This is a genomic window from Streptomyces sp. NPDC031479 (genome assembly GCF_055581065.1).
In genome coordinates this window covers 13,561-40,032 of sequence record NZ_JBVIKC010000005.1, presented here as the reverse complement: position 1 = coordinate 40,032, position 26,472 = coordinate 13,561, and the positions used below count along the sequence as shown (strand labels likewise).

Here is a 26,472-nt window from a genome sequence, read left to right as displayed (position 1 = left end):
CCGGATGAACGAGATCGACACAGCCCCCGACCGGGACGCGTGGCGCGCCGACTTCGAGGCCCGCGTCCTGGCCGGGTACCGGGCCGCCGGATGCTCGGATCCACTGGCCCGGGCCCTGCTGGAGCGGGTGGTACGGGGGATCGACGACTGGACCGTGGCCACGGACGGCACCGGCTGGATCGCGGTCGAGCTGAGCGGCGGCACCGGCGGCACCGGCGGCACCGGGGACGACGGGGGAGCCGGGGGATCCGGGGCGACGGTCGGCCGGATCCACGACCTGACGGCGGCGCCGGGGCGGCCGTGGGCCGAGCGGTGGTGCGCCGAGCGGGGCGCGGAGCGGGTGGAGGTGCGCCTCACGGGCGGTCCGGGAGTGTTCGCCGACTACCCCCTCCGGGGGCGGAACATGATGCGCGCCGCAGCCGAACGGCCCGAGCTGCCGACGGGCCTGACGGTCCGCCTGCTCACCGAGGAGGAGTACCCGGGCTGGTTGGCCGGGGAGCAGGCCGCGTACGTCGCGGACATCGTCCGGTCCGGCGCGCTGACCCCGGACCAGGCGAAGGCGAAGTCCGACGAGGACTTCGCCCGCTACCTCCCCCAGGGTTACCGGACCCCGGATCAGGCCTTCTACGCGATGGAGGCCGAGGGACAGGTGATCGGCACCGGCTGGGTGAACCACGGTTTCCTGCCGGGCGTGACCTTCGGCTTCTCACTGGAGGTCTACGAGGAGCACCGCGGCCGGGGTTACGGCCGGGCCGCGATGGCCGTCGGTGAGTGGGCCACCCGGCAGGGCGGCGACGAGGCGATGATGCTCAACGTCTTCGGCGGCAACGAGGTCGCGATGCGGCTGTACGACAGCGCCGGCTTCACGGTGCTGGAGGAGTTCCGCTCGATCGACCTGTAGCACCTCCGCCGGTGCCCGCGGCGGCCCTCCAGACCTCCGGATCGTGGCGGCGGTTGCGGTGTCCGGCGGCCAGTACGGTGCGCAGCGGCGCCGCGTGCGGGGTGCCGGCCGGGAGTTCCAGCCGGTCGAGCAGGACGAGCGCCCCGGCCGGGTCGAGGTCCCCGTAGACGTCGTGATAGCCGAGCAGGAGGGCGCGGAAGACCGCGCGGCGCAGCCCGGGGACGTCCGCGGCGGCCCGGAGGGTGGGGGCCTTGGCGTCCCACGGGACCGGGCCGGAGTTCTCCAGGACCCGGCGGGCCCGGCGCAGCAGCGGCTCCGGCGCCCCGGGCACCAGCCGCTCGCGGTCTTCGCCGAGGACCTCGGCGAAGGCTTCCGCCGAGGTCCCGTGGTCCTCGAACCAGGTGTACCAGAGGGAACAGAGGAGGGCCTCGCACTCCGGGACGGCCTCCAGCCGGCGCCGGTAGCCGCCCCACAGCGCCTCCGCGGGAAGCGGGCCGTCGGCGCCGGTGTGGGCCTGGTGGATCTGCCCGATCACCAGGACGTGGTCGCCGAGCACCTCCATCAGCCCCATGGCCACGCGCAGCCGGCCGGCCGCGTCGAGTTCCTCGTCGGTGAACGCCATGCAGCCGAGGCCCTCGGCGACGTCGTCGCGGGTCAGCGTGGCGGCCGGGGGCTCGGCGTCGTACCAGGTGTCCTCGCCGGTCTGGGTGATGCCGTCCTCGGCCAGCCACCGCCGGGCCGTTTCGGCGTCCGGGAGCTCCCTGAGGAACTCCGCGACCACCGCGGTGAATTCACGGGGTGCCGCGGCGTGGATCAGGTGTCCCACCGGGATGGTGCGCAGGCGGGCGTCGGGGATGCGGCGGACCAGTTCGGCGGCGCCCTCCGCCGGTACGTGGCTCGTCGGGCCGCCCGCCACCACGAGGGTCGGGGCCGTGATCCGCCCCAGGCCCGCCAGCCAGGCGGGGTCCGGCCGGTCGAGCTCGGCCCGGACCGCGAGCACCATGTCCCAGTCGAAGGGCAGCTCCCCCTCGGGGCGGACCGGTGCGGGCGCCTCCCGGGGCAGCGGCGCGGGGGCGTCCTCCAGGACCAGCCGGACCACCCGCCAGGGCCGCGTCTGCGCGACGAGGTGGGCCACGACCCCGCCCATGGAGTGGCCGACCAGGTCCACCCGGTCCAGGCCGAGGGCGTCGAGGAGGCCGATGACGTCGTCCCGCATGAGTTCCAGGGAGTACGCGCCGGGCCGGTCGCTGTGGCCGTGCCCGCGCAGGTCCACGGCGTACACCCGGCGCTCCCGGTCGAGGACCTCCCGTACGGGGGCCCAGTCGCCGGCGCGTTCGCCCAGCGCGGGCAGCAGGAGCAGCGGGTCGCCGTCCGGAGGGCCGGAGACCTCGTACGACAGGCGTATCCCGTTCACCGTCACCGTGTGCCGATCGATCATCCGGCAGACGCTACCCGTGCCGGCGCCGTCCGTGAACTGCGCCACAGGGGGTGATGGCGCGGGCCCGGGGTTGCGGGCTCCCGGCGGCGACGGCGCTCGCGCGGGCCCCTCCCTGGTTATGCACCTAGTTGCAAAACCCGTCCCTCCTCGCTAGAACAGGTCCATCACCCCCGCGCGAGGAGACGCCCACCCATGAGCCCGTACCCGCACCTGCTGAGCCCGCTCGACCTCGGGTTCACCACCCTGCCGAACCGCGTGATCATGGGCTCGATGCACACGGGCCTCGAAGAGCACGCGGGCGGCTTCGAGCGCCTCGCGGCCTTCTACGCCGAGCGCGCCCGCGGCGGCGCCGGTCTGATCGTCACCGGCGGCATCGCCCCCAACGACGCGGGCCGTCCCTTCGAGGGCGGATCCCGCCTCACCACCGAGGAGGAGGCCGCCGAGCACCGGGTGATCACCGACGCCGTGCACGCCGAGGGCGGGAAGATCGCGATGCAGATCCTCCACTTCGGCCGCTACGCCTACCACAAGGACCTGGTCGCCCCCAGCGCCATCCAGGCCCCCATCAGCCCCTTCGTCCCGAACGAGCTGACCGACATCGAGGTCGAGCGCACCGTCGAGGACTTCGTCCGCGCCGCCCGCCTCGCCAAGCTCGCCGGCTACGACGGCGTCGAGATCATGGGCTCCGAGGGCTACCTGGTCAACGAGTTCATCGCCGCCGCCACCAACAAGCGCACCGACCGCTGGGGCGGTGCCTACGAGAACCGCGTGCGCTTCCCGCTGGAGATCGTCCGCCGCACCCGCGCCGCCGTCGGCGAGGACTTCATCCTCATCTACCGCCTCTCGATGCTCGACCTGATCCCCGGCGGCTCCACCCTCGACGAGGTCGTCCACCTCGCCAAGGAGATCGAGGCCGCCGGTGCCACGATCATCAACACCGGCATCGGCTGGCACGAGGCCCGCATCCCCACCATCGCCACCTCCGTCCCGCGCGGCGCCTACACCTGGGTCACCAAGCGGCTGATGGGCGCGGTCTCCGTACCCCTCGTCACCAGCAACCGCATCAACACCCCCGAGATCGCCGAGGAGATCCTCGCCGACGGCCGCGCCGACCTGGTCTCGCTGGCCCGCCCCTTCCTCGCCGATGCCGACTTCGTCGCCAAGGCCGCGGCCGGCAGCCCCGAGACCATCAACACCTGCATCGGCTGCAACCAGGCCTGCCTCGACCACACCTTCAGCGGCAAGATCACCAGCTGCCTGGTCAACCCGCGCGCCTGCCACGAGACCGAACTCGTGCTCTCCCCGACCCGGACGAAGAAGCGCGTCGCCGTCGTCGGTGCCGGTCCGGCCGGGCTCGCCTGCGCCGTCTCCGCCGCCGGACGCGGCCACGCCGTCACCCTCTTCGAGGCCTCCGGCCACATCGGCGGTCAGCTCGACGTCGCCCGCCGGATCCCGGGCAAGGAGGAGTTCGAGGAGACCATCCGCTACTTCGGCAACCAGCTGACGGCGAGCGGCGTCGAGGTCCGCCTCGACACCCGCGCCGACGTCGAGAGCCTGACCGGCTACGACGAGGTGGTCATCGCCACCGGCGTCACCCCGCGCACCCCCGCCATCGAGGGCGTCGAGCGGGACGGGGTCGTCAGCTACCTCGACGTCCTGCGCGACGGCGTCCCCGTCGGCGAACGCGTCGCCGTCGTCGGCGCCGGGGGCATCGGCTTCGACGTCGCCGAGTTCCTCACCGACAGCGGCGAAGGCGCCTCCCAGGACCCCGCCGTCTACTTCCGGCACTGGGGCGTCGACACCGCGTACGCCGGTCCCGGCGGGCTCACCGCCCCCGAGCGGCCCGCGGCCCCGCGCCGGGTGACCCTCCTGCAGCGCAAGACCACCAAGGTCGGCGCCGGCCTCGGCACCACCACCGGCTGGATCCACCGCGCGGAGCTCAAGCACCGCGGGGTGGTCTCCGTCGCCGGCACGACCTACGAGCGGATCGACGACGAGGGCCTGCACATCACCGTCGACGGCGAGCCGCACCTGGTCCCCGCCGACACCGTCGTGCTGTGCACCGGACAGGAGCCGCGCCGCGAGCTCCACGAGGCACTGCGCGCCGCCGGGATCGAGGCCCACCTGATCGGCGGCGCCGACGTGGCCGCCGAGCTCGACGCCAAGCGGGCCATCCGCCAGGGCACGGAGCTCGCCGCGCGCCTCTGAGCCCCCGGGACAAAGGAGTTGTGGCGGTCCGGGCGGGGCCGCCACAATCTCCGGGTGACGCTGACACCGGCAGACGCGGACAAGATCCTCCACGACAACTTCGCCCCCTGGGTGCTCGCCCTCGGACTCACCGTCGAGGAGACGGGCGAACGGCACGCCGTCCTGCGGCTGCCCTGGTCCGAGACCCTGGCCCGGGACGGCGGCGGACTCAGCGGCCAGGCCCTGATGGCCGCCGCCGATACCGCCACCGTCATCGCGATCAGCGCCGCGCGCGGCGCGTACGGCCCGATGACCACCGTCCAGCAGTCGACGAGCTTCCAGCGGCCCGTGACCGGCTCCGACGTGCTGATCGACGTACGGATCACGAAACTCGGCAAGCGGATGGCCTTCGCCGACATCACCATGACCCCCGACGGCGGCCGGGAACCCGCCGCCAAGGCCTCCACCGTCTACGCCCTGCTCGGGTGAGCGGGGGCACCGGCCGACCGGATCGGGATCGGGATCGGGAACGGGATCAGGGGCCGGTCAAGCTGAGCCGGAACAGGGACTTCACCGTCTTCTGGCTCGGCCAGGCCCTGTCCGTGCTCGGCGGCTCCGTCTCCCTGCTGGCGCTGCCCCTGCTGGTCTTCGACGCCACCGGAGACGTGGGCCAGCTCGGGCTGCTCACCGCCGTCTCCGGGGCCACCGGGATCCTCACCGGCACCTTCGCGGGCTCCGTGGTCGACCGGACCGACCGGCGGCGGCTGATGATCGGGTGCGACCTGCTGCGGGCCGTCCTGCTCTGCGCGCTGCCCCTCCTCTGGGCGGTCACCCCGCGGATCTGGGTGCTCTACGTCCTGACCGTGCCGGTGGCCGTCCTCAAGACCCTGTTCGACGTGGCGTACGTGACCGCCGTCCCGGGCCTGGTCCCGCCGCGCGACCTGACCGCCGCCAACGGCCGCCTGATGAGCACCTTCGCCTTCGGGACCCTCCTCGGGCCGGTGGCCGCCGGGCTGATCACCACCGGCGCCGGCGCCGGCTGGGCGCTCGCCGTGGACGGGGCCACCTTCGCCGTCTCGGCCGTCACCCTGCGGTGGGTGCGCTTCGGCCGCCACGGCGACGGGGAACACCGCCCGGCCGCGGGCGGCGGCTTCCGGGAGAGGTTCCTCGCCGGGTTCCGCTTCCTGTGGGCGCAGCCCGTGCTGCGCTCCCTGACCGTCCTGCTGACCCTCCTCACCTTCGTCACCATGGGCGCCACCGACCTGCTGATCTTCCGCGTCCGGCACGACCTCGGCCGCTCCGCCGCCACCCTCGGCTACGTGATCGCCGTCAGCGGCCTCGGCGCCGTCGCCGCCGCCTTCGCGGCCGGGCGGCTGCGCCGCGCCCTGGGCTTCGGCACCTGCTGGCTGGGCTCCGTCGCGCTGATCGCTCTGGCCGTCGTGGTCACCGGGGTCAGCGGGAGCGTGCCGGTGGTCGCGGGGGCGGCCGTGGTGTTCATGTTCGGGCTCACCCTCGGCGGGGTCTGCTCCATGACCCTGCGCCAGGAGATCACCCCCGAACCGCTGCTGGGTCGGGTCACCTCCGCGTTCTGGACGGTGCACAACGCCGCCGGGCCGGTCGGGGCGGCCGTGCTGACCCTGCTCGCCCGCCGGCACGGGGTACCGGCGGTGAGCCTGGCCGCCGGTGCCCTGTGCCTGCTGATCCTCGGCGCCGGGCTGCTGACCCCGCTGCGCGGCAGCCGTCCCGGCCCCGGGGGCACGCCTCCGGAGGCCACGGGCGCGCGCCCGGGACGCGGGTCCGGGATCGCGAGCCCTTAGCGGGAGCCCGTGGCGGGAGCGGGCGGAGCCGGGTCCGGGTCAGAAGCGCTGCGGCGCCGCCGGGAACGGAAGCGGCAGCGGCAGCGGGCGCTGCGGCTGCGGCTCCGCCCCGCGTTCGCCCCCGGCCGCGGGCGTCCGGCAGGTCACGTCCTCGGCCGGCAGCCGGCCCGAGGACAGGTAGGCGTTGACCGGCGCGTTCGCACAGGACCTCGGATCGGCCAGGTAGACGCCGTGCCCCTCGCCGCCCATCGCCAGCACCATCCGCGAGCCCTTCAGTGAGCGGTGCAGGCCCTGACCGCTGACCAGCGGGGTCTGGGAGTCCCACTCGTTCTGCACGGTCAGGACGTTCGCCCGGGTCCTCATCGGCGTCACCGCCTCCCGCGGACGCCCCCAGAACGCGCACGGCTTGATGGTGGAGGCCATGTCCCCGTACAGCGGGTACCGCTGCTTGTCCTTCACCGCGTCCCGCCGGTACTGCTCGGGATCGCGCGGCCAGGCGTCGGTGTCGCCGCACACCACCGACCAGAAGACGGCGGTGCCGGTGTCCGGGGCCGGCCCGGAGGGACGCAGGGCCTTCATCAGCTCCGCCGCGGACGGGCCCGGCGGCCGCGGCCCGCCCTCGGCCGCCGCCTTGAGCGCGCTCACGAGCGGGGCCGCCGTCGCCGGGGAGAAGAACAGGCCCCGGGCGGCCCGGATGTCGTCCCCCGTCAGCTTCTGCCCCTCCAGCTCGATCGGGTCGCGGTCGGCGCGCGCCACCAGGTCCCAGAAGGTCCGCGACACCGCCTCCGCGGTGGTCCCCAGGTGGTACTCGCCGTCCCGCTCCGCCGTCCAGCCCGCCCAGCGCCGGAACGCCGGTTCCGCCTCGGTCGCCCACACCTGGATCATGCCGCGCCAGGCGCGTTCGGGGTCGACGCCGCTGTCCAGGACGAAGCGGTCGGTCCGCTGCGGGAACATCTGGGAGTACACCGCGCCCAGGTAGGTCCCGTACGAGTAGCCGACGTAGGAGACCGTGCGCTCGCCCAGCGCCGCGCGGATGGCGTCCATGTCGCGGGCGGTGTTGCGGGTGGTGATGTACGGGATGACGTCGCCGGCCTTCTCCCGGCACTTGTCGGCCACGGTGCGCGCCCAGGCCACGTCGGAGGCGTAGGTCTCCGGCCGGTAGGCCCGGTCGAGGTTCTGTTCGGCTTCGGTGAGTCCGCAGGTGATCGGAGAACTCCGGCCCACCCCGCGCGGATCGAAGCCGATCAGGTCGTACCGCTCCCTGACCTCCTTCGGCATCGACTCCTCCACCATCAGCGGCAGGTCGAGGCCCGTCCCGCCGGGACCGCCCGGGTTCATCAGCATCACCCCGTGCCGTTTGGCGGCGTTCGGGGTCTTGATGCGGGATATCGCGAGATCGATCCGCCGGCCCTCGGGCCGCCGGTAGTCGAGCGGGACCTTGATCGTCGCGCATTCGTACGAGGCGGGCTGCCCCGGGTCGCACCGGTGCCAGGAGGGCTTCCGGGGAGGGTGGTAGTCGGCCGGGGCGGCGGCCGCCGGGTTCGCGGACAGGAGGGGGAGGGCAGTGGCGAGGAGACCGGCGGCGGTGAGCAGGGGCGCGAAGCGCGGTACGCGCGGATGCGGGCTGAGGCGCACGGAGAGCCGTTCCTTTCGGAGAGAGGGGCGGTTCCCCGCTCACGATGGAGGACGCGGCGTCCGGGCGAATCAGCCCTCAGGGCGGCCCTCGTGCTCCTCACGAATGAGCAGAATTCCGGACAACTGGCCGACTCGCCGCGCACCTTGACGCCTCGTTCGCAGGGTGCCGCCCCCGCGCCCGAGGCCTCGGCCGCCGCCGGGCTACAGTCGCGCCATGCGCATCGTCTCCCTGCTGCCCGCCGCCACCGACATGATCGCGGAGCTCGGTCTCACCGCCGACCTGGTCGGTCGCACCCACGAGTGCGACTGGCCGCCGGGCGAGGTGGAGGGCGTACCCGTGGTCACCCGCGCGCAGTTCACGGCCGAGGAACTCAGCAGCCGGGAGATCTCCGACGCGGTCGGCGGGGCCGCCCACTCCGGCTCCTCCCTCTACACCCTGGACACCGGGGCGCTCGCCGCACTCGCCCCCGACGTCGTGCTCACCCAGGACCTCTGCGACGTCTGCGCCGTCTCCTACGCCGCGGTCTCCCGCGCGGTGCGCGTCCTCGATGCCGGCTCCCGCGTACTGAGCCTGGAACCGCGCACCCTCGACGACGTCCTGGAATGCCTGGTCACCGTCGGCGACCTGCTCGGCGTGCGCGCGGAGGCGGAGCGGAGGCGGGACGCGCTGCGCGCCCGGCTCGACGAGGTCGAGAAGCTGACGGCGGGACGGCCCCGCCCCCGTGTGGTCACCGTGGAGTGGCTCGACCCGCTCTGGCCGGCCGGACACTGGGTCCCGGACCAGATCGCCGCCGCCGGAGGGGAACCCCTGCTCGCCGCGGCCGGCGAGCACACCGTGCCGATGACGTGGGACGCGGTCCGGGCGGCCCGTCCCGACGTGCTGTTGGTCCTGCCCTGCGGTTTCGCGCCCGAACGCACCCTGCGCGAGAGCCACTTGCTGACGGAGCTGCCCGGCTGGGCCGAGCTGCCGGCCGTCCGCGCGGGCAACGTCTGGGTGCTCGACGGGCCCGCGTACTTCAACAGGCCCGGCCCACGTGTCGTACGGGGCGCGGAGGTGCTGGCGCACGTCCTGCACGGGGTGCGGGCGGGTGAGCCGGTCACCGCGGCCGAGGCGCGGCGGCTGGGCTGAGCGGGCGGGCCGACCCCGCCGCACCGGGGCCGGACCCGGTGCGGCGGGGCGTCAGTGGCCGTGGGCGGAGGAGGGGTGCTCCGCGGGGGAGTGCTCCGCCGCCGAGGGGACGGCCGCTGACGGGCCGGCCGCTGACGGGCCGGCGGCCGAGGGGGAGTGGCCTTCGTGGGAGGTGCCGGTTTCGAGGGTGCCGCCCAGCCGGTCGTGCACAGCGGTCAGGGCCTGTGCCGACGGGCCGGTGACCACCCAGCGGTCGCCGACCAGGTAGACGCCGCCGTAGGTCCGGGTCTCCGCCAGCCAGGAGCGCAGGCCCTGATCCGCGGCGAAGGTGGTCACGCTGTAGGCGCCCTGCGCCGTCTCGCAGGCTCCCTGGCGCAGTTCGTCCGCCTCGACGCTCAGCTCGGCGGTGCAGCCCAGCACGCCGGCGATCTCCTCCACGGAGGTGCCGGGGGCGGCCGGGGCGGCAGGGGAGGCCGGGGCGGCCTTCGCCGCCGGTACGGAGCCGGCCGCCGCGTCGGCCCCGTACGGCGGCCGGCTCTCGCCACAGCCCCCGCACAGCAGCGAGGCGCACATCACGGCAACGGCCGTCAGCAGGCGGCCCGTCGGTCGGTCGGTGGACGGCATGGGACAACCTCGCTGACGGATCGGGAAGGGGGTCGTGGTGCCCGACGGGGAGGGGGGCCGGGCACCACGGGATCGGGGGTGCGGGCCGCTCTATCCGGCCGCCTTCGTCTTCTTGCCCTTGTCGGTCACGGCGAACCAGAGGCCCTGCTTGTTCTGCCCGTTGATGTCCCCGGGTTCCTTGTCCCCGGTGAATGTGTAAACCGGCCAGCAGTCGATCGTCAATTGCTCCGAACCGTCGGGCCGTTTCACCGATCCGACCAATCCGGCGGCAATTCCGTTCACCTTCGTCTTGTCGATCGCGGGAGCCGGTTTCCAGGTGTCGAGGCAGGCGTCGAGGCAGCCGAATTTCATCGGCCAGGCGCTGTCCTTGTCGAACCGGTAGAGGGTGCGCCCCTGGGCGTCGGCGAGGATCGGACCGAGCTGCGCGTTCTGCCGCACCGACAGCGAGACCTGCGGCTGGGCGGGCGGCTGTTCCGTCGAACCGGAGCCCATGTCCATGCCCGCTCCGGCGCCCATGTCCATGCCCCCGCCGCCCGCCCCCTTGGACGCGGTGGACGGCTTCCCGTCCGGGCCCAGCGCGTGCCAGGTGCCGCCCACGCCCTCGCCGAGCGTGTCGCCCGCCTTGGTGTCCTTCGCGTAGCGGTACACCGGCCAGCCGCCCAGCGTCAGCTGCCGGGTGCCGTCGGCGCGGGTCACGGAACCGAGCAGGTCCGCCTTGACACCCGCTCCGGCGGAGACGTCGTCCGCCGACACCGCCGGCCAGGCCTTGGCGCAGTCCCCCTCGCAGTTCGACTTGGGCGGCTTCGCCGTGTCCTTGTCGAAGCGGTAGAGGGTGAACCCCTCGGCGTCCGTGACCACCGAGCCCAGGTCCGCGGCCTCCCGTACCTTCAGTTCCCCGGCCGCCCCGCCCTTGCCGGCCGCCGCGGCCCCGCCGGCCGGCGCGGCCCCGGTATCGCTGCCGTACCCCGGCAGCGACCCGGAGCCGGAGCCCGAGCCGTAGGCGTCCAGCGCCTTGCTGTCGCCCACCGGCTGCACCGAATCCCCCTTGGCGGAGGACTTGTTGTCCGAGAGCCCGCACCCGGCCGTCAGCAGCAGTACCGCGACCGCCGAACCGGCGAGTATTTCACGGCGCATTCTCTTCACGGTCTCTCCTTCGGTTTGGATCCCGCGTTCTGTTCGCATTGCCTGAGTAATTGATACGGGGCCCGGAGCCCCCCAAACGAATATCCCGGGGAATTTGTCAGATCGCGCCAAGAATGAACTCGGGGGTGGGGCGGGGCCGTGCGCTGCTCATTCCTGGATGCGCAGGGCGAGCGCCGGGCAGCGCCGCACGGCGCGCAGGGCCTTGGGCCGCAGCCGCTCCGGCACCGGCATGGAGGCCTGTGCCGGATAGCCGTCCGCGTCGAGCCGTACGACGTCCGGCAGGACGTCCACGCACAGCCCGTGCCCCTTGCACAGCGTCCAGTCCACGACCAGCCGCTCCGGGCTCTCGTCGTCGGGCAGCGGCAGCGCCCCCAGTACCCGCCGGCCGCAGCCGCTGCCGAGCGCGTGGTCGCGGAACTCGTCGGGGAAGGAGGCGAGGGCGGAGGCCACGAAGTGCGAGGTGCCGTCCGGGTGGCTGCACGCCCCGCGTCTGCGCACCCCGAGCATCCGCGCCTCCACCGCTTCGAGGGCGCTGCGGCCCCCGCCCGCGACGGCCGCCTCCAGTACGTCGGCCAGCGCGGGCAGGCCCCGTACGCAGGGGCCGCACTGGCCCGCCGTCTCGTTCGCCATCCAGCGCGTCACCCGGGCCACCTCGCCCGCCGGACAGGTGTCCTCGGGCAGCGGCAGTACCGCGCCCGCCCCCAGTACCGCACCGAAGGCGGCGAGGGACTGCCGGGACACCTCCGCGCCGAGGGCCGAGCCGGGATCCAGCCAGCGGCCGTGGTAGCCGCCCACGAGCACGCCCTGCCCGGGGCGCAGGCCGCACAGCTCCAGGACGTACGCCAACGACGTCCCGGTCGGGGCCTCGATGACCGTCGAGCCGGCGACGGTCAGCAGGACGGTGCCCGGTTCGGACGGCAGCCCGGCCGACCGGTAACCGGCGGCGCCGAGCCGCGCGGCGACGGCGAGCTGGGCGTAGGTCTCGGTGTTCGACAGCAGGGTGGGCACCCCGCCGAGGCCGCGCTCGCTGGTGCGCACCCGCTGCCCGGACGGCAGCGTGGGGCCGCCGTTGAGGCCGTTGATCATCGCGGTGCCCTCGCCGGTGACGAACCGCTCGGGCAGCAGCGCAACCCGCACCTGGCGCCCGCCCCGGCCCCGTTCGGCGACGGCGTCGCGCACCGAACGCTCCACGTCGGGGCGGGTCACGGCGATCACCACGTCCTCGGCTCCGACCGCGGCGGCGGCCAGCAGGGCCCCGTCGAGCACCAGGTGGGGGGCGTGCAGCAGGAGGGCCTTGTCCTTGAGGCAACTGGGCTCGCCCTCGCTGCCGTTGACGACGACGGCGGTCAACCCGTCGCGTCCCCGGGCGGACTGGGTGACCGCGCGCAGTTTGCGGGCGAAGGGGAAGCCCGCCCCGCCGCGGCCCCGCAGGTCGATGTCGGCGGCGAGGTCGACGAGTTCGTCCGGGCGGTAGCGGGGCAGCGGTCCGTGCGCGGCCTCGTGGGCGTCGCGGTCCAGCCGCGGGAAACGGTCGAGTCCGGTCAGCAGCCGGGGGGTGCCCACGCAGCCGAGGCCGGGGCGCGGCGCTTCGCTCACCGCCGTCCCTCCCGCCCGGCGAACGGGCCGAAGCCCGTGGCGGCCCCGGCGTCCGCGGCCGGGCCGGGTGCGTAGGCGGCGGCGTACGGCGGGTGCTGGGGCTGGGGCGGCACCGCCTGCATGGCCTGGGTCACCGGCACGGCCTGCATGGGCTGGGTCACCTGCATGGCCTGCATGGGCTGGGCCAGTTGCACCGTCTGCATGGGCTGGGTCACCTGCACGGCCTGCGTGTCCTGGGTGAACTGCGCGCCCTGCCTGACGGGTGCGGTCGCCTCCGCCGGCCGCACGGAGCGTTCGGGAGCACCCGCCGGCCCGCCGCGGCCTCCGGGGCGCAGCCCCGTGAGGGGCACGTCCCGTACGGAGTAGCCCCGGGAACGGGGGCCGCGGGCGCTCCGGGTGGCCGCGACGGACTGCGGGGCGCTCGCCGGGGCGGACCCCTCGCGCCTGCGCCTGCGCAGCCGGACGGCGAGCAGCCCCATCACGCCGGCCACGCCGAGGACGTAGGCCACCGTCACCCAGAGGTCGGCGGCACGGCCCGCCTTGAGCCCGTGCACGAGGGAGGCCCCCCACGCCGGGTACGCGCCGATGTGCAGGGCCCGCCACCACATGGAGCGGCGATTGGTGGCGAACACACTACGCAGGGCGCCGGAGACCGCCACGCTCACGAAGAGATATCCGGCCAGGGTGCCGAGGCCGATGACGACGGGCCGGTTCGCGTCGGTGAACGGCACCACCGCGGACGTCGCGCCCGTGTGGCCCTCGGCGACCTTGACCCATATGTGCAGGGCGAGGAAGCCCAACCCCGCGACGGCCAGCCCGCGGTGCACGCCCTGCGCGAGCAGCCGGTGCCCCGATCCGAGGAGTACCCGGTCGGTGGCCACCAGCCCCCACAGGACGGTGGAGGTGAGGGAGACGAGCGAGAGCACGCCCGACCCGAAGTCGAGGAAGTCCCACAGATGGGTCAGCGCGCCCGCGCGCGCCGCCACGATCAGGGAGACGAGAGCGGCGAGGGAGGCGCAGACCACGCTGGTGCGCAGCCGCCCCGCGACGGGCAGAAGCGGAGGCCGCCGGACGGCCCGTTTTCCCGCGGCCGGTGCCACCGCGGCGTGGCGGCTCCCGCGTCGGGCTCTGTGGGAGCGGGGCATGTGAGGCTGGGGCAGGGGCATCCAGTTCTCCTGTGCGCCTGGGCTCCGAGCACTCCACCTGGCGCTCGGCGCCCGGGAGTTGTGGTCGATGGTGGCCGGCAGCGCTGTGGAATTCCCACGTCGGCCGAAGGGCTCGGGGCCGGAGTGCAGAAGCATCGTGGAGCTACGCAGCATCTCCACAGGATTTATCGAAACGTGATAATTTCTCGCACCCCGTCTCCGGTGCGTCGAACGAGCCCGGAGGATTCCCCTCCAGTGGAGGTTGTGACAGGCCACCGCACCCCTCGCCGTCTACGCGTCCCCGACGGCAAAATCAAGGCAAACCCGCGGGACCGAAGGTGGCCGGAACCGTCCAGGAGGGCGTGTGGTAGCTGCAACTGTCGTCACAGGCAAGGTCGTTGGCGAGGCAGGCGACCTTGGCGGGCCTGTCGCTCCTGCACCGGACAGGCCTCACCCCGGCAAGAACGAGGAAACGATGTGCGAACTTCTGAACCGCATCTGGTCCCGCCCTCGCGGCGAGTGGACCCGTGTCCTGCGCAGGGAACTCCCCGCGCTGGCCGGGGAGATAGTGGAGGAGCTTCTGCATGGAATTCCCGGATTTTCCATACTTGTCGATGACAACGATGCCATCGATGACGAAATTCTCCGACAAGCGGTGGAAGACGCCCTTCTCGCCGCACTTGGGTACCGCGACGAGCCACTACGGGACGCGGCGCACGACGGGCCCGGCACGAAGACCCCGGACGAGGTCGAGGACCGGCACGACGTGGCGTCGGACGCCGTCCACGGCGGCCGGCACGAGGACGTACGAGGCCCCGGACTCTCGGAGGTGCGCGAGCACGGTCACGGAAGCGGAAGCCTCGGTGGAGGCGCCCACGGGGGCCACGGGCACAGCACTCACGCCCACGGTCACGACGGTCACGCCCACGGCCGCCCCGACGGCGACGGCCCCGCGCCGCACGACGAGGCGGCCCCCCATGGAGGCGCCCACGGCGCCCGCCCGGAACCCGCGGCCCCCCGCGACCGGGCCCGCCAGGAGCTGTTCAAGGCCCTCACCGACGACCGCGTGGCCTCCCACGCCTCCCTCACCGAGCTGTCCGAGGCGGCCGGCTGGCCCCTCCCGGTGGCCGTACGGGCCATCGCGCTGGCCACGCCCGGCGAGACCCAGCAACTGGCGGCCGTCCTCGACGACGCCCTCCCCGGCATGTTCGCCGGCCGGCCCTGCCTGCTGCTCCCCAGCCCCGACCCGGACACCCGGGCCGCCCTCGAACCCCCGTTGCGCGGCCGGTTCGCGGCCGTCGGCCACGCGGTCCCCCTCCGCGACACCGCCTCCTCACTGCGCTGGGCCCTGCGCCTGCTCACCCTGACCCCCAACCGCGGCGGCCCGGACGCCCGCGCCGTCTTCGTGGACGACCACCTCTCCACGCTCCTGCTGCTCCAGGACGAACCCCTGGCCCACGCGCTGGCCGCCCGCTGGCTGCGCCCCCTCGCCGACCTGACCCCGCGCCAGAGCGAGCGCCTGGAGGTCACCCTGCTGGCGTGGCTGGAGGGCGGCGGGGCCCCCGAGGCGGCCAAGGCCCTGAGCGTGCACCCGCAGACCGTGCGCTACCGCATGCGGCAGCTGGAGAAGCTCTTCGGACCCGGTCTGCGCGATCCGCGGACCCGCTTCGAACTGGAGATGGCCCTGCGCAGCCGCCGCCTGATGGCCCAGGTGCGCCGCCAGCACTCGCGGGTGGGCCGGCGGACGGCACGCGTCGTCACCGCCGACTTCACCCCCCTGGTCGTCGGACGGATGGCCCGGGTCAACGGCCTCTGAGCACCGCGCGGACGCGCCGCCCGTGAACCGGAACCGCCCGGCCTTCCCGTACCACGGGGAGGCCGGGCGGACGCCGTTCGCGCACGGAAGGGCGAGCGGCCCTACGCCGGTACGGGCGCCGGGGCGCCGCGCAGCGTCGCGTTGAGGTCGAGCAGCTCCGCGTAGGCCCGCGCGCACGGGCCGCACCCCGCGAGGTGGCGGACCAGCCCCCGCGGGCGCTGCGTACCGCCCCGCCGGACCGCCGTGCCGAGCATGCCGCTGTAGTGGCCGCACCGCCCGCCGCCCGCCGCCGCGTCCAGATGGGCGCCGAGGTACGCCTCCCGCAGCCCCTCGCGTGCCCGGAACGCCAGCGAGTTCACCGCGCTGGGGGTGATGCCCAGCCGCGCCGCGATCCGGTGCGGGGACTCCTCCTCCACCAGCGTGTGCCACAGGACGGTCTGCCAGCGCACCGGGAGCGCCCGGAACGAGCGCGCCACGAGCCGGCGGTCCTCGTCGGCCATCACCTGTCCCTGGGGGTCGCCGCCGGGCGCCTGCCGGCACCAGGAGTCGAAGTCCGCGGTCAGCAGGGTCCGTCCGGCGCGGTCGCGCCATTCCATCGCCGTGTGCCGGACCACCGCCAGCAGGTACGCGCGCCAGGGCCCGCGGGGCCCGGAGCCGGAGCGGACCGCCTGGAAGGTCCGCAAGAACGCCTCCGACACCAGGTCCTCGGCGTCCTGCGGGGTACGGCAGCAGGTGCGCGCGTAGGCGAGGGCGGCACGCCGGTGCCGCCGGTAGAGGAGCTCACGCACGGCCGCCTCCTCGGCATCGCCGCCGGGCAGGCGCAGGCGCCGGGTGAGTTCCGCGTCGGGGGGCGGAGGGACCTGCTCCTCCTCCGGTGGGCGTGGACGTGGACGTGAACATGTCCGTGGACGGTCCGCGGTGTCGCGTGATCCGGGCATCGCACTCCTCCTCGCCGCTTTCGGCACCCGTACACGCGGCCGCGGGCACCGGACGCGTACGGGTACGGACGTACGGACGTACGGGCGCCGGCCCGGGACGAGCCCCGGGCCGGCGCCCGTCCCGGACGGCGTCAGCGGCAGGTGCGCCCGCCGTTGATGCAGCTCACGGCCTTGGCCATGAGCCCGTTCGACATGACGTTGATGAAGTCGCCGTGGTCGGTCACCGGCTTGTGCAGCTGCTCCGGGAAGCTGTCGACCGCGAAGCGGGCACCGGGCGCGACCCCGTAGGTGATCCGCTGCACCAGCTGCGGGATCGCGGCGAAACCCTTCGGGCAGCGGCCCGCCTTGTCCGCGAAGGCCACGTGCGTACGGTGGTTGGCGCTGTCGGTGTTGCGGCCGTCCCAGCAGCTCTGGAAGGTGAAGGTGCGCACCACGTCGCTGCCCTTCGGACAGATCGGGTACTTGTCCTTCAGCTGCCGGTCCTCGAAGCCGGTGCAGCTCCACGAGGCGTTGGCGTTGGCGGTGCCGTTGGTGAAGGCCTTGGCGTCACCCGTGATGATGCGCAGGAACCGCGGCATCGCCTTGACCTGGCCGACGGGGCTCCCCTTGAAGTCGATCGTGACCTGCTTCGGCCGCAGGATCGTGCCCACGTTGGCGTCCTGTCCGCCGCCCGGGGCCTTGGCGTCCCGCTCCGCCTTCCCGTCGCGCAGCCGCAGCACCGGCCAGTAGTAGGCGGACTGGTCGCCGTTGCCGCAGGTCGTTCCGGAGGCCGCGAGACTGTTGTTGGAGGAGAAGGCGTTGGTCGTCTTGTTGCCCACGTAGTCGTGCATGTGGTGGGCGCCGTTGGAGACGCCGGGGGCGACGATGACGTTGTCGGGGTTGAAGTGGCCGTTCTCGTTGCGCCCGCACTGCGAGGAGAACGAGCCGGTGGAGGCGCCGCGCCCGGCGGCGGGGGCGTTCACGTTCGGCCGCACCTTGGCGATGTTGACGAAGTCGCTCTGGGCGGGACCCCGTTTCTGCCCGATGCTGCGCGCCGCGTCGGGATCGCGCGCCGGGTCGGCCGCGGCGGCGACCGCCGCGTCGGCCGCCGCGCCGACACCGGGGTCGGCCTCCGCGGGAGCCTCCTTCATGGTGCATCCGCTCAGCGCGTCCAGCCCCTCGGGGCGTCCGGCGGAACGGCCGATCACGTCGGACACGCGCCGGATGGTGGTGGAGCGCTGGTCCTTGAGCCGGCCCAGGAGCGCGTCCTTCTGGACCTTCTTCTTGCTCACCTGCCCGGCGGCGAGCTGCCGGTAGGCGTCGGCGACCTGGCCGTCGAGCTGGGCGAGGTTCTGGTCGACCTCGGCCCGCGCCTGGTCGGGTACGTCCGTGAGCCGGTCGCCCACGTCCGGACAGTCGATGGTCGCGGTCACCTCGCCGGTGCGGCCGGCGTCCTGGCCGGCGTTCGCGTTGCCCGCGACGACGGCGACCCCGCCGCCGCCCAGTACCAGCGCGCACGCCGCGGCCAGGAGTTTCAACCGGGGGCGCCTGTGGCCCTTTTGACTCATGTGATCACTTCACTTCGTCGATCGGACGGATGAGGGGGACGACGCCCCCTGGCGGACCGGGGAGGAGGGGGAGGACGGGGCCGGGCTCGCGTCGGAGAGCGAGTCGAAGTCGACGAGCCCGCTCTCCTCCAGGACCGAGATGTGGTCCAGGACCGTGGTGTTGGCCGAGGTGGCCAGGGCACGCACCATGGAGTTCCGGGTCTGCGCCCGGACCTGCGCCACCAGCTGGAACACCTTGCCGTGCGCCCGCCGCAGCAGCTGCACGAACAGCCGCTCGTACTCGTTGCCCTGGGCGGCCGTCATCTGGTCGAGCCAGCCCTGCTGCTGAGCGCTGGGCCGGTCGGGGAGGTCGATGCCGAGGGCCTGACCGACCTGGAGGACCTGGCGGTCGAGGTCGGTGTGGCCCATGACGAGGTGCTCCCCGGCCGTGCGCACGGAGGGGCGCGTCCCGCGCTGCTGGGCCTGTCGCCCCGCGGGCAGCTCCCAGAGCCCGGCGAGCCGCACCTTGCGGACGAAGTCCCGGTCGGTGGGGGTGAGCGGCCCGTACGCCGTGCTCATGATCCCGGCGCCGTCGTCCACGATCCCCGCTGCCGGTGCCGCCGCTCCCGTGGTGGCCGCCGAGGCGCGGTCGCCGTACTTGGCCACGGGGATCAGCAGCGCGATCAGCGTGACGGCCAGGGCACTGATGACCAGGCCGCTTCCGATCGTGTACTTCGTGGCCACCGACAAGCCGCTGCCGGATCGCCGCCGGAATGACAGCACATTGCCTCCTTGCTCCGTGGTCCTGCAGGAGAGTCGGGGCCGTGCCGGCCGCCGGCGCATGCCGTGCGGTTCACACCCGCACATCCGGCTCTCCTGGGGTGCCACGGGACGCTAGTGCCCGGTGTGGCGTCAGGGAGGAAGGACCATCACCATCGGATAAACATCCGGGCAACTCCTCGAAAGGCTGCTATCTTGCGGCGTTCGACCTTTCAACAGCCGCCTGTTGCAGGGCTGTTGTCCCGGCGTGCGGTCACAGCACCGCCGCGACGCCGTAGCCGGCCCCGGTGATCGCGTCCCTGATCAGGACCTCGTCCAGCGGCTCGCCGCTCACGGTGACGGTCTGGGCGCCGAGGTCCACGGCGACGCCGCTCACCCCGGGAACCAGGGCCACTTCGCGGGTGAGCCGCTCGGCACAGTGCCCGCAGCTCATGCCGGTCACGCGGTAGCGCTGCTCGGTCATGGCTTCTCTCCTCCGGTCGGCGGGACGCGCGGAGGCCCCGGGCGCCCTCCGCCACGTAGTCGCACCGGACCCCGTCCGGGTGCCCGCGCGGATGCCCCGAATCGAGGGAAGGAAATAGCATCAAGCGGGTGCTTGTAGACAAAAGCCACTTCGATCATAATCCGCGTGGCGGGTTCTCGGGCTCGGGTCCCCTGCGGGCGCGCACCTGCCCGCCGCCACGTCGTGACGAACGAGAGGAGCCGGCCGGGGTGTCGAGCGCCGGTGGGTACACGGCCCTGCTGCGGACCGCTTCCGTGGGGGCGCTGCTCGCCGTCGGCTTCGCAGCCGTCTCGTGCGGCGCCGACGGCGGCGCGGCCGCCACGGGCGGCGAGGTCACCGTGGTCTACGAGGACGACACGATCAAGCCCGAGGACCGGCACGCCGTGGACGTGGTCCGCAGGTCCGGCGTGCTGGAGCAGGCCGCCGACTGGGTGAACGAGGCGCTCGTCCTCCCGCACGACCTGGTCGTGAAGGTCACCGACAAGGTCCCGCCCGGGGTCACGGACGCGGTCACCCAGCCCGACGGCAGGACGATCTTCATGACGGCGGCGTTCCTGACCGAGATCGAAAAGGCCCTCGGTGACGTGGTCAAGACCGTCAAGCGTCCTGCCCCGCTCCCCGCGGACGAGTTCAACGCCGACGACCTGACCGCGGCTTCGACCCGGTTCATCTTCGGTCACGAGCTGGGCCATGCCCTGCAGCGTCAGCTGATGCTGGCCAACCTCGGCCTGGAGGAGGACGCCGCCGACGGGTACGCGTCGTTCTCCACCATCAACCAGGTGGGAGCCGGCCCGACGCTGGCAGCCGCGGTCCTGTTCGACGAGATCGCCCGCAGGGAGGGCCGGCTGACGCTGGAGGGGCTCTCCGGCGATCACCCCGTCACCCAGCAACGGGTCTTCAACTTCCTGTGCTACCTGGAGGGGAGCGACCCGAAGAAGTTCCACGCCCCCCTGGTCGCCGCCGGTTACCTGCCCAAGACCCGTGCCCCGTTGTGCCCTCAGTCCTGGGCGATGCTGGACCACGGCTGGTGGACCCAGCTGCAGCCGCATTTCACCAAGGCGTTCAAGCGCCGGGGCGACGAGCGGCAGAAGGAAGCGCGCGAGCGTCTTATCGCGGAGACGAAGGCCTTCGAGAAGCGGCTCGACGAGCTGCGCCGCGAGCAATGACCGGAACCGGCATGGGCCGCCCGGCCCTCAGCCCGGAACGGCTTCGGCCCAGTTGCGGTTGACGGTCTCCTTCGCCTTCTCCCGCTGCGCCTCCGTCGGGAACGTCGGCGTGCCCTCGACCGTCGGCAGGTTGTCCGCGGCGGCCTTGTCGAGGGTGCCGTCCTTCGCCATGGCGTCCATGAGCACGGGGCGTGCGTAGGCGCCGAGCCTGATGTTCTGGCCCTCCGGGCTGAAGACGTACTCCTGCCACAGGCGTGCCGCCGCCGGGTGCGGGGCGTCCTTGTTCACCCCGTGGGCGTAGTACTCGGCGAAACTGCCGTCGAAGGGGATGGCGGTCCGCCAGTCGACGTCCGCGCCCTTCCTGCGGAATTCGTCGGCGTATCCGAGGTTGAGGAAGTCCCAGTCGATGCTGATCGGGGTCTGTCCCTTCTCGATCGTCGTCGGGGTGGATTCGACCGGGACGAAGTTGCCGTTCCTTCTCAGCTCGGCGAAGAAGTCGATACCGGGCTGGATGTCGTCGAAGGACCCCCCGTTCGCCAGGGCCGCCGCGTACACGCCGGCGAAGGCGGAGCCCGATTTGGTCGGGTCGCCGTTGAGCGTGACCTTGCCCTTGTACTCGGGCTTGCGCAGATCGGCGAAGGTCGCGGGGCAGTTCTTGACGCGCTTGGCGTCGCAGCCGATCGAAACGTAGCCGCCGTAATTGTTGTACCAGAGGGCGTGCGGGTCCTTCTGCTCCTCGGGAATGCTGTTCCACGGGGCGACCTTGTACGGTGCGAGCAGGCCCTGCTGTGCCGCGGACTGGGCGAAGGAGCCCCCCACGTCGATCACGTCGGGGGCGCGGCCGTCGCGCCTGTGCTCCTTCAGGGCGTTGATCTCGTCCTGGCTGCTGCCCTCCGGGTGCTCCACCGAGACCTTGATCCCGTACTTCTTCTCGAAGCCGTCGATCAGTGCGCCGTAGTTGGCCCAGTCGTCCGGGAGCGCGATCGCGTTGAGCGCCCCCTCCTTCTTCGCCGCCGCGGTCAGTGCCGCCATGCCGCCGGCGTCCGCGGCGGAGGTGGCCGCCGCGGGGGTCCTGGGCACGGCGGTCGGCTTGTCCCCGCAGCCGCCGAGGGGCGCCGCCGCGAGGGCGAGGCAGACTCCGACGGCGGCTGTCCGGAGACGAGGTGCGGGCACTAAGGCTCCATGGCGGGCGGGCGCGTACCGGTCGAGACCAGCGTACGTTCGATGCCCCCGGCAGCGCAGTTCCAGCCGGTGGTGTCCGCTGCCGTTCGCGCCGCCCGCCGCCCGTCAGAGGGGCTCGTCGTCCCAGCCGGCCAGGAGCGCCTCCCCCGGAAGCGTTGCGGGCGGCACACCCCCCACCACTGCCTCGTGGAGGGCCTGCTCGCTCCAAATGATCTTGCCGCGGGCGGTGTAGCGGGTGCCCCAGCGCTGGGCGAACTGCGCGACGAGGAACAGGCCGCGGCCGCCCTCGTCGGTCTCCTCCGCCCGGCGCAGGTGCGGGGAGGTGCTCGACCCGTCGGAGACCTCGCAGATCAGGCCGCGGTCGTACAGCAGCCTCACCCGGATGGGCTCGCTCCCGTAGCGGATGGCGTTGGTGATCAGTTCGCTCAGGATGAGCTCCGTCGTGAAGGCGATCTCGTCCAGGCCCCAGTCGGCCAGCCGCCGGGCGCACGCGTTGCGCACCCGGGACACCTGCGCCGGGTCGGGCGGTACGTCCCACTCGGCGATCCGCGCCGGGTCCAGCCGGCGGGTCCGTGCCACCAGCAGCGCGATGTCGTCGCTGGGCCGGGTGGGCAGCACCGCCTCGATCACCGCGGTGCAGGTTTCCTCCGGGGTACGGGCCGGCCCGGACAGGGCGGCGCGCAGCGCCGCGAGGCCCGCGTCCGGATCGCGGTCGCGGCCCTCGATCAGCCCGTTGGTGAAGAGCGCCAGCAGGGAGCCCTCGGGCAGGCTCAGCTCCGCGGTCTCCATGGGCAGGCCCTCGCCCAGGCCCAGCGGCGGGGAGACCGGCACCTCGGGGAAGGACACGCTGCCGTCGGGGTGGACCAGGGCGGGGCCCGGATGGCCGGCGGTGGCGGCCGTCACCCGCCCCGAGACGGGGTCGTAGACGGCGCACAGGCAGGTGGCTCCGGTGATGCCCTGCCACTCCTGCTGGTCGGTGTCGATGTGGGCGACCAGCTCGTCCAGGTGGCTCAGGAGCTCGTCCGGAGGCAGGTCGAGGGTGGAGAAGTTGTACACGGCCGTACGCAGGCGACCCATGGTGGCGGCGGCGTACAGACCGTGCCCGACGACGTCGCCGACCACCAGCGCCACCCGGGCGCCGGGCAGGGGGATGACGTCGAACCAGTCGCCGCCCACACCGGCCTGCGCGGACACGTAGCGGTGCGCGACCTCCACGGCGGACTGCTCGGGGACGCCACGCGGCAGCAGACTGCGCTGCAGGGTGTCGGCCACGGTGTGCTCGCGGGTGTAACGGCGGGCGTTGTCGACGGACAGCGCCGCCCGTGCGGTCAGCTCCTCGGCGAAGGACACGTCCTCCTCGTCGAACGGCGCGGCGTCCTTCCCCCGCCAGTAGCCGGCCATCCCCAGCACGACGCCCCGGGCCCGCAGGGGTACGGCGATCATGGAGTGGATGCCGCGTTCCAGGATCCGCTCGGCGTTGGCCGGGTCCTGGTCCCGCCAGTGCAGGGTGGCGTGCAGGTCCGCTTCCAGCACCGCGTGGCCGCGGGCCAGCCCGGCGGCCATCGGGCTGGTCGGAACGAACCGGATCAGCCGGCCGACGGGGTAGAGCGGGTGGTCGCCCTGGAGGCCCTCGGCGGCGGTGCGGCGCATCTCGGTGTTCACATCGGGTGGCTCCTCGCCGCGCAGCACCGGCTCCAGCAGGTCGACCGTGACCACGTCGGCGAACCGGGGGACCGCCACCTGTGCCAGTTCCTGCGCCGTGCGCTCCACGTCCAGGGTCGTTCCCACCTGCACGCCCGCGTCGTAGAGCAGCTTCAGCCGCTCGCGGGCCACCTCGGCCCTGCCGGACAGCGCCCGCAGCTCCGTGGTGTCGCGCAGCGTGACGACGGTACCGGCCGAGCCGTACGGAGCGGTGGGCCGGATGTTCACGGCCAGTAGCCGATCGGCCGCCATGTGCACCTCGTCGGTCGCGGAACGGCCCGACGTGATCCGCTCGGCGATCCCCTCCTCCAGACCCAGGTCCGTGACGGGGCGCCCCTCCGCGTCCCCCGGCAGAGCGAGCAGCCGGCGCGCCTCGTCGTTGGCCAGCAGCAGCCGTCCGCCGTCCCCGACGATCAGCACGCCCTCCCGGACCGCGTGCAGCACCGCGTCGTGGTGTTCGTACATCCTCGTCATTTCCTCCGGCCCCAGGCCGTGGGTCCGGCGCAGCAGCCGGCGGCTCACCAGAGCGGTGCCGCCCGCCGACAGGGCGAGCACCGCGGCCGCGCTGCCGAGGACGACCGGCAGCTGCCCGTTCACCATGCTCTGGACGTTCTGGACCGTGACCGGGGAGGAGACGACGGCGATGACGTTGCCCCGGGCGTCCTTGACGGGGACCACGGAGACCACGGATTGCCCCAGGGACCCGGCGAACGTCTCGGTGAACGACTTGCCGGCCGCCGCCGAGGCGAAGGGGCCGACGACGCGCTTGCCGATCTGGTGCGGGTCGCTGTGGGCGAGGGTGACCCCGTCCAGCGTGTACACGTTCAGGCCGTCGACCCCGGCGATCTTCCGGGCCGCCTCGGCGCTCGGCTGGAGCACCGCGCTGGGATGGGCGCTGTGCAGGGCGGCGACCATCCCCGGGGACTCCGCGAACGTTCCGGCGGCGGCGAGGGTACGGTGCCGGGCGTCCAGCATGGCGGAACTCCGGGCCTGCACCACGAGCGCCAGGACCGCGGCGGCGACGAGCAGGACCACGACGGCCAGCTGGAGCAGGAACACCTCGCCGGCCACGCTGCGCGCGCTCAGGAGGGAGGACAGGCGCTGGGGCCGCCGCGCCCCTCCCCTGGGGGACGGGGCCCGCTCCCGCCGCCCCTCCTGCTCCCGGCGGTTTCCCGAGGGGGAGGGCCGAGCGGGAGCCGAGGGGCTCGGAGCCGAGCGGAGCAGCCGGCGCCGGAGGCCTCCCAGGTAGTTGCTCATAGTCCATCTTCTAACCTCTACGGTCCGTCGGCAGCGGGCGGCGACCGGCCCGGCACCCGTGATCCGGGCATCCCCGCAGGTCAGGTCCGTGCCTTTGGGGTGCAGCTCAGACCGCGGCCGGGAGGCGTCAGCCGCGCGGGCCGAGGACCTCACGGAGCCGGATCCGGGCGCCGTCCCCGTCTTCGAGAGCGGCCGGTAGCAGGCCGTGCGCGGCGAGCGGCGGCCGTTGGACCGCCCCGGTACTGGCCGCCGACACCGAGGGCGGGCAGCCGTGGGTGGCGACCGGCTGCGTCGCCGGGCCCTCGCTGTCCGCCGCCGTCCTGCGGTCCGGCCCGTTGCCGCCGGACGCGGTGCGGGTCCTGGGCGCCGGGCTCGCCGCGACCACCCCCTCCGGCGGCGAAGCCCAGCGGACCGCGCTCGCCCGCGCCTTGGTCCGGGCACCGGAACTCCTCCTGACGGACGAGCCGTTCGGCGCCCTGGACGCCCTCACCCGCATGCGCATGAACGCACTGCTCCGGCAGCTGTGCGACCGCCACCGCCCCTGCGTCCTGCTGGTCACCCACGACATCGACGAGGCCATCACCCTCCCCGACCGGATCCTCGTGCTCTCACCGACGGCCGGATCTCCTACGACACCCGGCCGGACCGGCGAGCAGTGACGGCGCCGCTCTTCCTTATGATCTCAGATCCGGCGCCTGCCGGAGTAGAGTGCGAAACGCCCTTGACCTGCAGAAAGCTGGCAGGGAGCCGTCTTCTAGGAGCTCAAATTGCTTCGCACCATGTTCAAGTCCAACAGCTGACATCTCGTCATCTGTGCAGGTCAGAGCCATGATGGCCGGGCGCAGGTCAGCAAACGCCCAGCATGTGACCGGACCCCGGTCCGCCGATGCTGCCCTCCGGGCACGACAACGGGGGGCGGGCGGGCCAGCGGACCATGAGCGCCGCAGCCCGGCCCTTTCCGGTGCCCCTCGAAAGAGCCTCACCACTGGGCTGGATGGGCGGACGGGTGAAAGGCCGCGTGGCGCCGCCGCTCTCCTGGGTTTCAGCGGGGATGGTTGTGCCCTCGGCGAGGATCGTGACGACGACAGGAGGCAGTGGTGAGCCTGCCACCGGACGAGCGCGCGGTGCCGTCCCTTGTGCCGGGAAGGCAGGAGGGACCGGTGAGCGTGACCTCAGAGGTGGGAAGGGCTGCCCCCTGGGAGGACAGGCCGGAGATCGGGGCGTCGCGCCGGAGCGGGACGGGCGACACCCTCGCCCGGCGGATCCGGGAGAACAGAAGCATCGAGGGACCGGGCGCGGCGCCGGTGTTCCGGAGTGGTCGCCGACATGGCTCTTGACCTTCTCCTGATCGGCCTGGGCATCGCCCTGGATCCGATCCCCGTGACCGCGTTCATCCTCCTGCTGTCCGCCGACCGCGGCGTACGCAAGGGGTTGGTCTTCATCCTTGCCTGACTCGCCTGCCTGGTCGTCGTCCTGGCCCTGGTGGTGTTCGCGACGGGCGGTACACCTCCTCCACCCAAGAGCGCCCCGTCGACGGTTGCCCTCGCGGGCAAACTCGTCATCGGCGTCGGGCTGGTCGCCTACGGGGAGCACAAGCGCCGCTCGCTCCGGCGCCCCCGCACCCGGCCCCGCAAGCCCCCGGCGTGGGCCGCCCGTCTGAACGAGGTCTCGTACTGGACCGCCGCCGGGCTGGCTGTCCTCCTCCAGCCGTGGGGCCTGGTCGCGGCGGGCTGCGCCACCGTCGTCGACGCCGACATGTCCGAGGCCACCACGGTCCTCACCCTGTTCGGGTTCTGCCTGCTGGCCACCGCCAGCCTGCTCTCGATGGAGCTCTACGCGACGTTCGCCCCGCAGGCGGCACAGGACAGGCTCGGCCGGCTGCGCGCCTGGATGGAGGACCACCAGGATCAGGCGATCGTCGCGATCTCGCTGCTCATCGGTCTTTGGCTGGTGGGCAACAGCATCTATCAGCTCACCAGTTGACATGGA

19 protein-coding genes and 2 pseudogenes are annotated in these 26,472 nt (G+C 73.4%); 9 read left to right on the top strand and 12 right to left on the bottom strand.

The annotated features are described in order from the left end of the window. Positions 1–4 precede the first annotated feature (4 nt). Positions 5–901, top strand: a complete 897-nt coding sequence (locus ACZ5D2_RS07960) for a GNAT family N-acetyltransferase (RefSeq protein ID WP_468928024.1) — start codon at positions 5–7, stop codon at positions 899–901. Here ACZ5D2_RS07960 and ACZ5D2_RS07955 read toward each other — a convergent pair. After that, complete coding sequence (locus tag ACZ5D2_RS07955; protein WP_371675591.1) at positions 864–2,339, bottom strand: alpha/beta fold hydrolase; 1,476 nt, start codon at positions 2,337–2,339, stop codon at positions 864–866. The two genes, ACZ5D2_RS07960 and ACZ5D2_RS07955, sit on opposite strands and share 38 nt — an antisense overlap. Positions 2,340–2,531: 192 nt before the next feature. Here ACZ5D2_RS07955 and ACZ5D2_RS07950 point away from each other — a divergent pair, with 192 nt between their 5' ends. From ACZ5D2_RS07950 to ACZ5D2_RS07940, 3 genes are read left to right on the top strand one after another with little or no spacing between them, the layout of a single operon-like run. Further along, positions 2,532–4,547 carry an oxidoreductase gene (locus ACZ5D2_RS07950; protein WP_371675590.1) on the top strand — a complete coding sequence of 672 codons (2,016 nt, stop codon included), beginning with the start codon at positions 2,532–2,534 and terminating at the stop codon, positions 4,545–4,547. 54 nt (positions 4,548–4,601) lie between these two features. Further along, positions 4,602–5,015 (top strand): PaaI family thioesterase, encoded by a 414-nt coding sequence (locus tag ACZ5D2_RS07945; protein ID WP_371675589.1) that lies wholly within the window; start codon positions 4,602–4,604, stop codon positions 5,013–5,015. Next, a complete protein-coding gene (locus ACZ5D2_RS07940) occupies positions 5,012–6,343 on the top strand; it encodes an MFS transporter (protein ID WP_371675588.1) in 1,332 nt (443 codons plus the stop codon). The genes ACZ5D2_RS07945 and ACZ5D2_RS07940 overlap by 4 nt, the downstream gene beginning before the upstream one ends. Positions 6,344–6,382: 39 nt before the next feature. Here ACZ5D2_RS07940 and ACZ5D2_RS07935 read toward each other — a convergent pair whose 3' ends face one another. Next, entirely contained in the window at positions 6,383–7,978 is a 1,596-nt protein-coding gene (locus tag ACZ5D2_RS07935) for an alpha/beta fold hydrolase (protein ID WP_468928018.1), read from the bottom strand. Between the two features lie 214 nt (positions 7,979–8,192). On the opposite strand from ACZ5D2_RS07935, the gene ACZ5D2_RS07930 reads away from it, so the two are divergent. After that, the gene (locus ACZ5D2_RS07930) at positions 8,193–9,107 is read left to right on the top strand and encodes a cobalamin-binding protein (RefSeq protein ID WP_371675586.1); all 915 of its coding nucleotides are present in this window, start codon (positions 8,193–8,195) and stop codon (positions 9,105–9,107) included. Between the two features lie 51 nt (positions 9,108–9,158). Here the strand turns inward: ACZ5D2_RS07930 and ACZ5D2_RS07925 are convergent, their stop codons facing one another. The 4 genes from ACZ5D2_RS07925 to ACZ5D2_RS07910 all read right to left on the bottom strand — a co-directional run bounded on the left by ACZ5D2_RS07925 (position 9,159) and on the right by ACZ5D2_RS07910 (position 13,570). After that, positions 9,159–9,731 carry a hypothetical protein gene (locus ACZ5D2_RS07925; RefSeq protein ID WP_371675585.1) on the bottom strand — a complete coding sequence of 191 codons (573 nt, stop codon included), beginning with the start codon at positions 9,729–9,731 and terminating at the stop codon, positions 9,159–9,161. Between the two features lie 90 nt (positions 9,732–9,821). Further along, positions 9,822–10,865, bottom strand: a complete 1,044-nt coding sequence (locus ACZ5D2_RS07920) for an SCO0930 family lipoprotein (RefSeq protein ID WP_468928013.1) — start codon at positions 10,863–10,865, stop codon at positions 9,822–9,824. Positions 10,866–11,021: 156 nt separating this feature from the next. Continuing rightward, positions 11,022–12,470 carry an NADH-ubiquinone oxidoreductase-F iron-sulfur binding region domain-containing protein gene (locus tag ACZ5D2_RS07915; protein ID WP_371675584.1) on the bottom strand — a complete coding sequence of 483 codons (1,449 nt, stop codon included), beginning with the start codon at positions 12,468–12,470 and terminating at the stop codon, positions 11,022–11,024. Beyond that, positions 12,467–13,570, bottom strand: a complete 1,104-nt coding sequence (locus tag ACZ5D2_RS07910; RefSeq protein ID WP_468928010.1) for a hypothetical protein — start codon at positions 13,568–13,570, stop codon at positions 12,467–12,469. The genes ACZ5D2_RS07915 and ACZ5D2_RS07910 overlap by 4 nt, the downstream gene beginning before the upstream one ends. Positions 13,571–14,270: 700 nt before the next feature. Here ACZ5D2_RS07910 and ACZ5D2_RS07905 point away from each other — a divergent pair. After that, positions 14,271–15,431 carry a PucR family transcriptional regulator gene (locus ACZ5D2_RS07905; RefSeq protein WP_468928007.1) on the top strand — a complete coding sequence of 387 codons (1,161 nt, stop codon included), beginning with the start codon at positions 14,271–14,273 and terminating at the stop codon, positions 15,429–15,431. A gap of 101 nt (positions 15,432–15,532) precedes the next feature. Here ACZ5D2_RS07905 and ACZ5D2_RS07900 read toward each other — a convergent pair whose 3' ends face one another. The 4 genes from ACZ5D2_RS07900 to ACZ5D2_RS07885 all read right to left on the bottom strand — a co-directional run bounded on the left by ACZ5D2_RS07900 (position 15,533) and on the right by ACZ5D2_RS07885 (position 19,138). Further along, positions 15,533–16,219 carry an RNA polymerase sigma factor gene (locus ACZ5D2_RS07900; protein WP_468928004.1) on the bottom strand — a complete coding sequence of 229 codons (687 nt, stop codon included), beginning with the start codon at positions 16,217–16,219 and terminating at the stop codon, positions 15,533–15,535. 281 nt (positions 16,220–16,500) lie between these two features. Then, the gene (locus ACZ5D2_RS07895) at positions 16,501–17,916 is read right to left on the bottom strand and encodes a DUF1996 domain-containing protein (protein WP_371675580.1); all 1,416 of its coding nucleotides are present in this window, start codon (positions 17,914–17,916) and stop codon (positions 16,501–16,503) included. A 9-nt stretch (positions 17,917–17,925) separates the two neighbouring features. Beyond that, positions 17,926–18,678 carry a DUF4142 domain-containing protein gene (locus ACZ5D2_RS07890; protein WP_468928001.1) on the bottom strand — a complete coding sequence of 251 codons (753 nt, stop codon included), beginning with the start codon at positions 18,676–18,678 and terminating at the stop codon, positions 17,926–17,928. Positions 18,679–18,928: 250 nt separating this feature from the next. Next, positions 18,929–19,138: a heavy-metal-associated domain-containing protein gene (locus ACZ5D2_RS07885; RefSeq protein ID WP_371675578.1), complete on the bottom strand. Its 210-nt coding sequence runs from the start codon at positions 19,136–19,138 to the stop codon at positions 18,929–18,931. Positions 19,139–19,386: 248 nt separating this feature from the next. Between ACZ5D2_RS07885 and ACZ5D2_RS07880 the strand changes: the two genes are divergently transcribed. After that, entirely contained in the window at positions 19,387–20,343 is a 957-nt protein-coding gene (locus ACZ5D2_RS07880) for a DUF4344 domain-containing metallopeptidase (RefSeq protein WP_371675577.1), read from the top strand. Between the two features lie 27 nt (positions 20,344–20,370). Here ACZ5D2_RS07880 and ACZ5D2_RS07875 read toward each other — a convergent pair whose 3' ends face one another. Both ACZ5D2_RS07875 and ACZ5D2_RS07870 read right to left on the bottom strand, forming a co-directional pair. Further along, positions 20,371–21,516 (bottom strand): ABC transporter substrate-binding protein, encoded by a 1,146-nt coding sequence (locus ACZ5D2_RS07875; RefSeq protein ID WP_371675576.1) that lies wholly within the window; start codon positions 21,514–21,516, stop codon positions 20,371–20,373. 114 nt (positions 21,517–21,630) lie between these two features. Next, positions 21,631–24,483: a SpoIIE family protein phosphatase gene (locus ACZ5D2_RS07870; RefSeq protein WP_371675575.1), complete on the bottom strand. Its 2,853-nt coding sequence runs from the start codon at positions 24,481–24,483 to the stop codon at positions 21,631–21,633. Between the two features lie 389 nt (positions 24,484–24,872). Here ACZ5D2_RS07870 and ACZ5D2_RS07865 point away from each other — a divergent pair. Continuing rightward, positions 24,873–25,315: pseudogene (locus ACZ5D2_RS07865) on the top strand (ATP-binding cassette domain-containing protein); the annotation flags it as partial. A 494-nt stretch (positions 25,316–25,809) separates the two neighbouring features. Next, a pseudogene (locus tag ACZ5D2_RS07860) lies at positions 25,810–26,466 on the top strand (GAP family protein). Positions 26,467–26,472 lie beyond the last annotated feature (6 nt).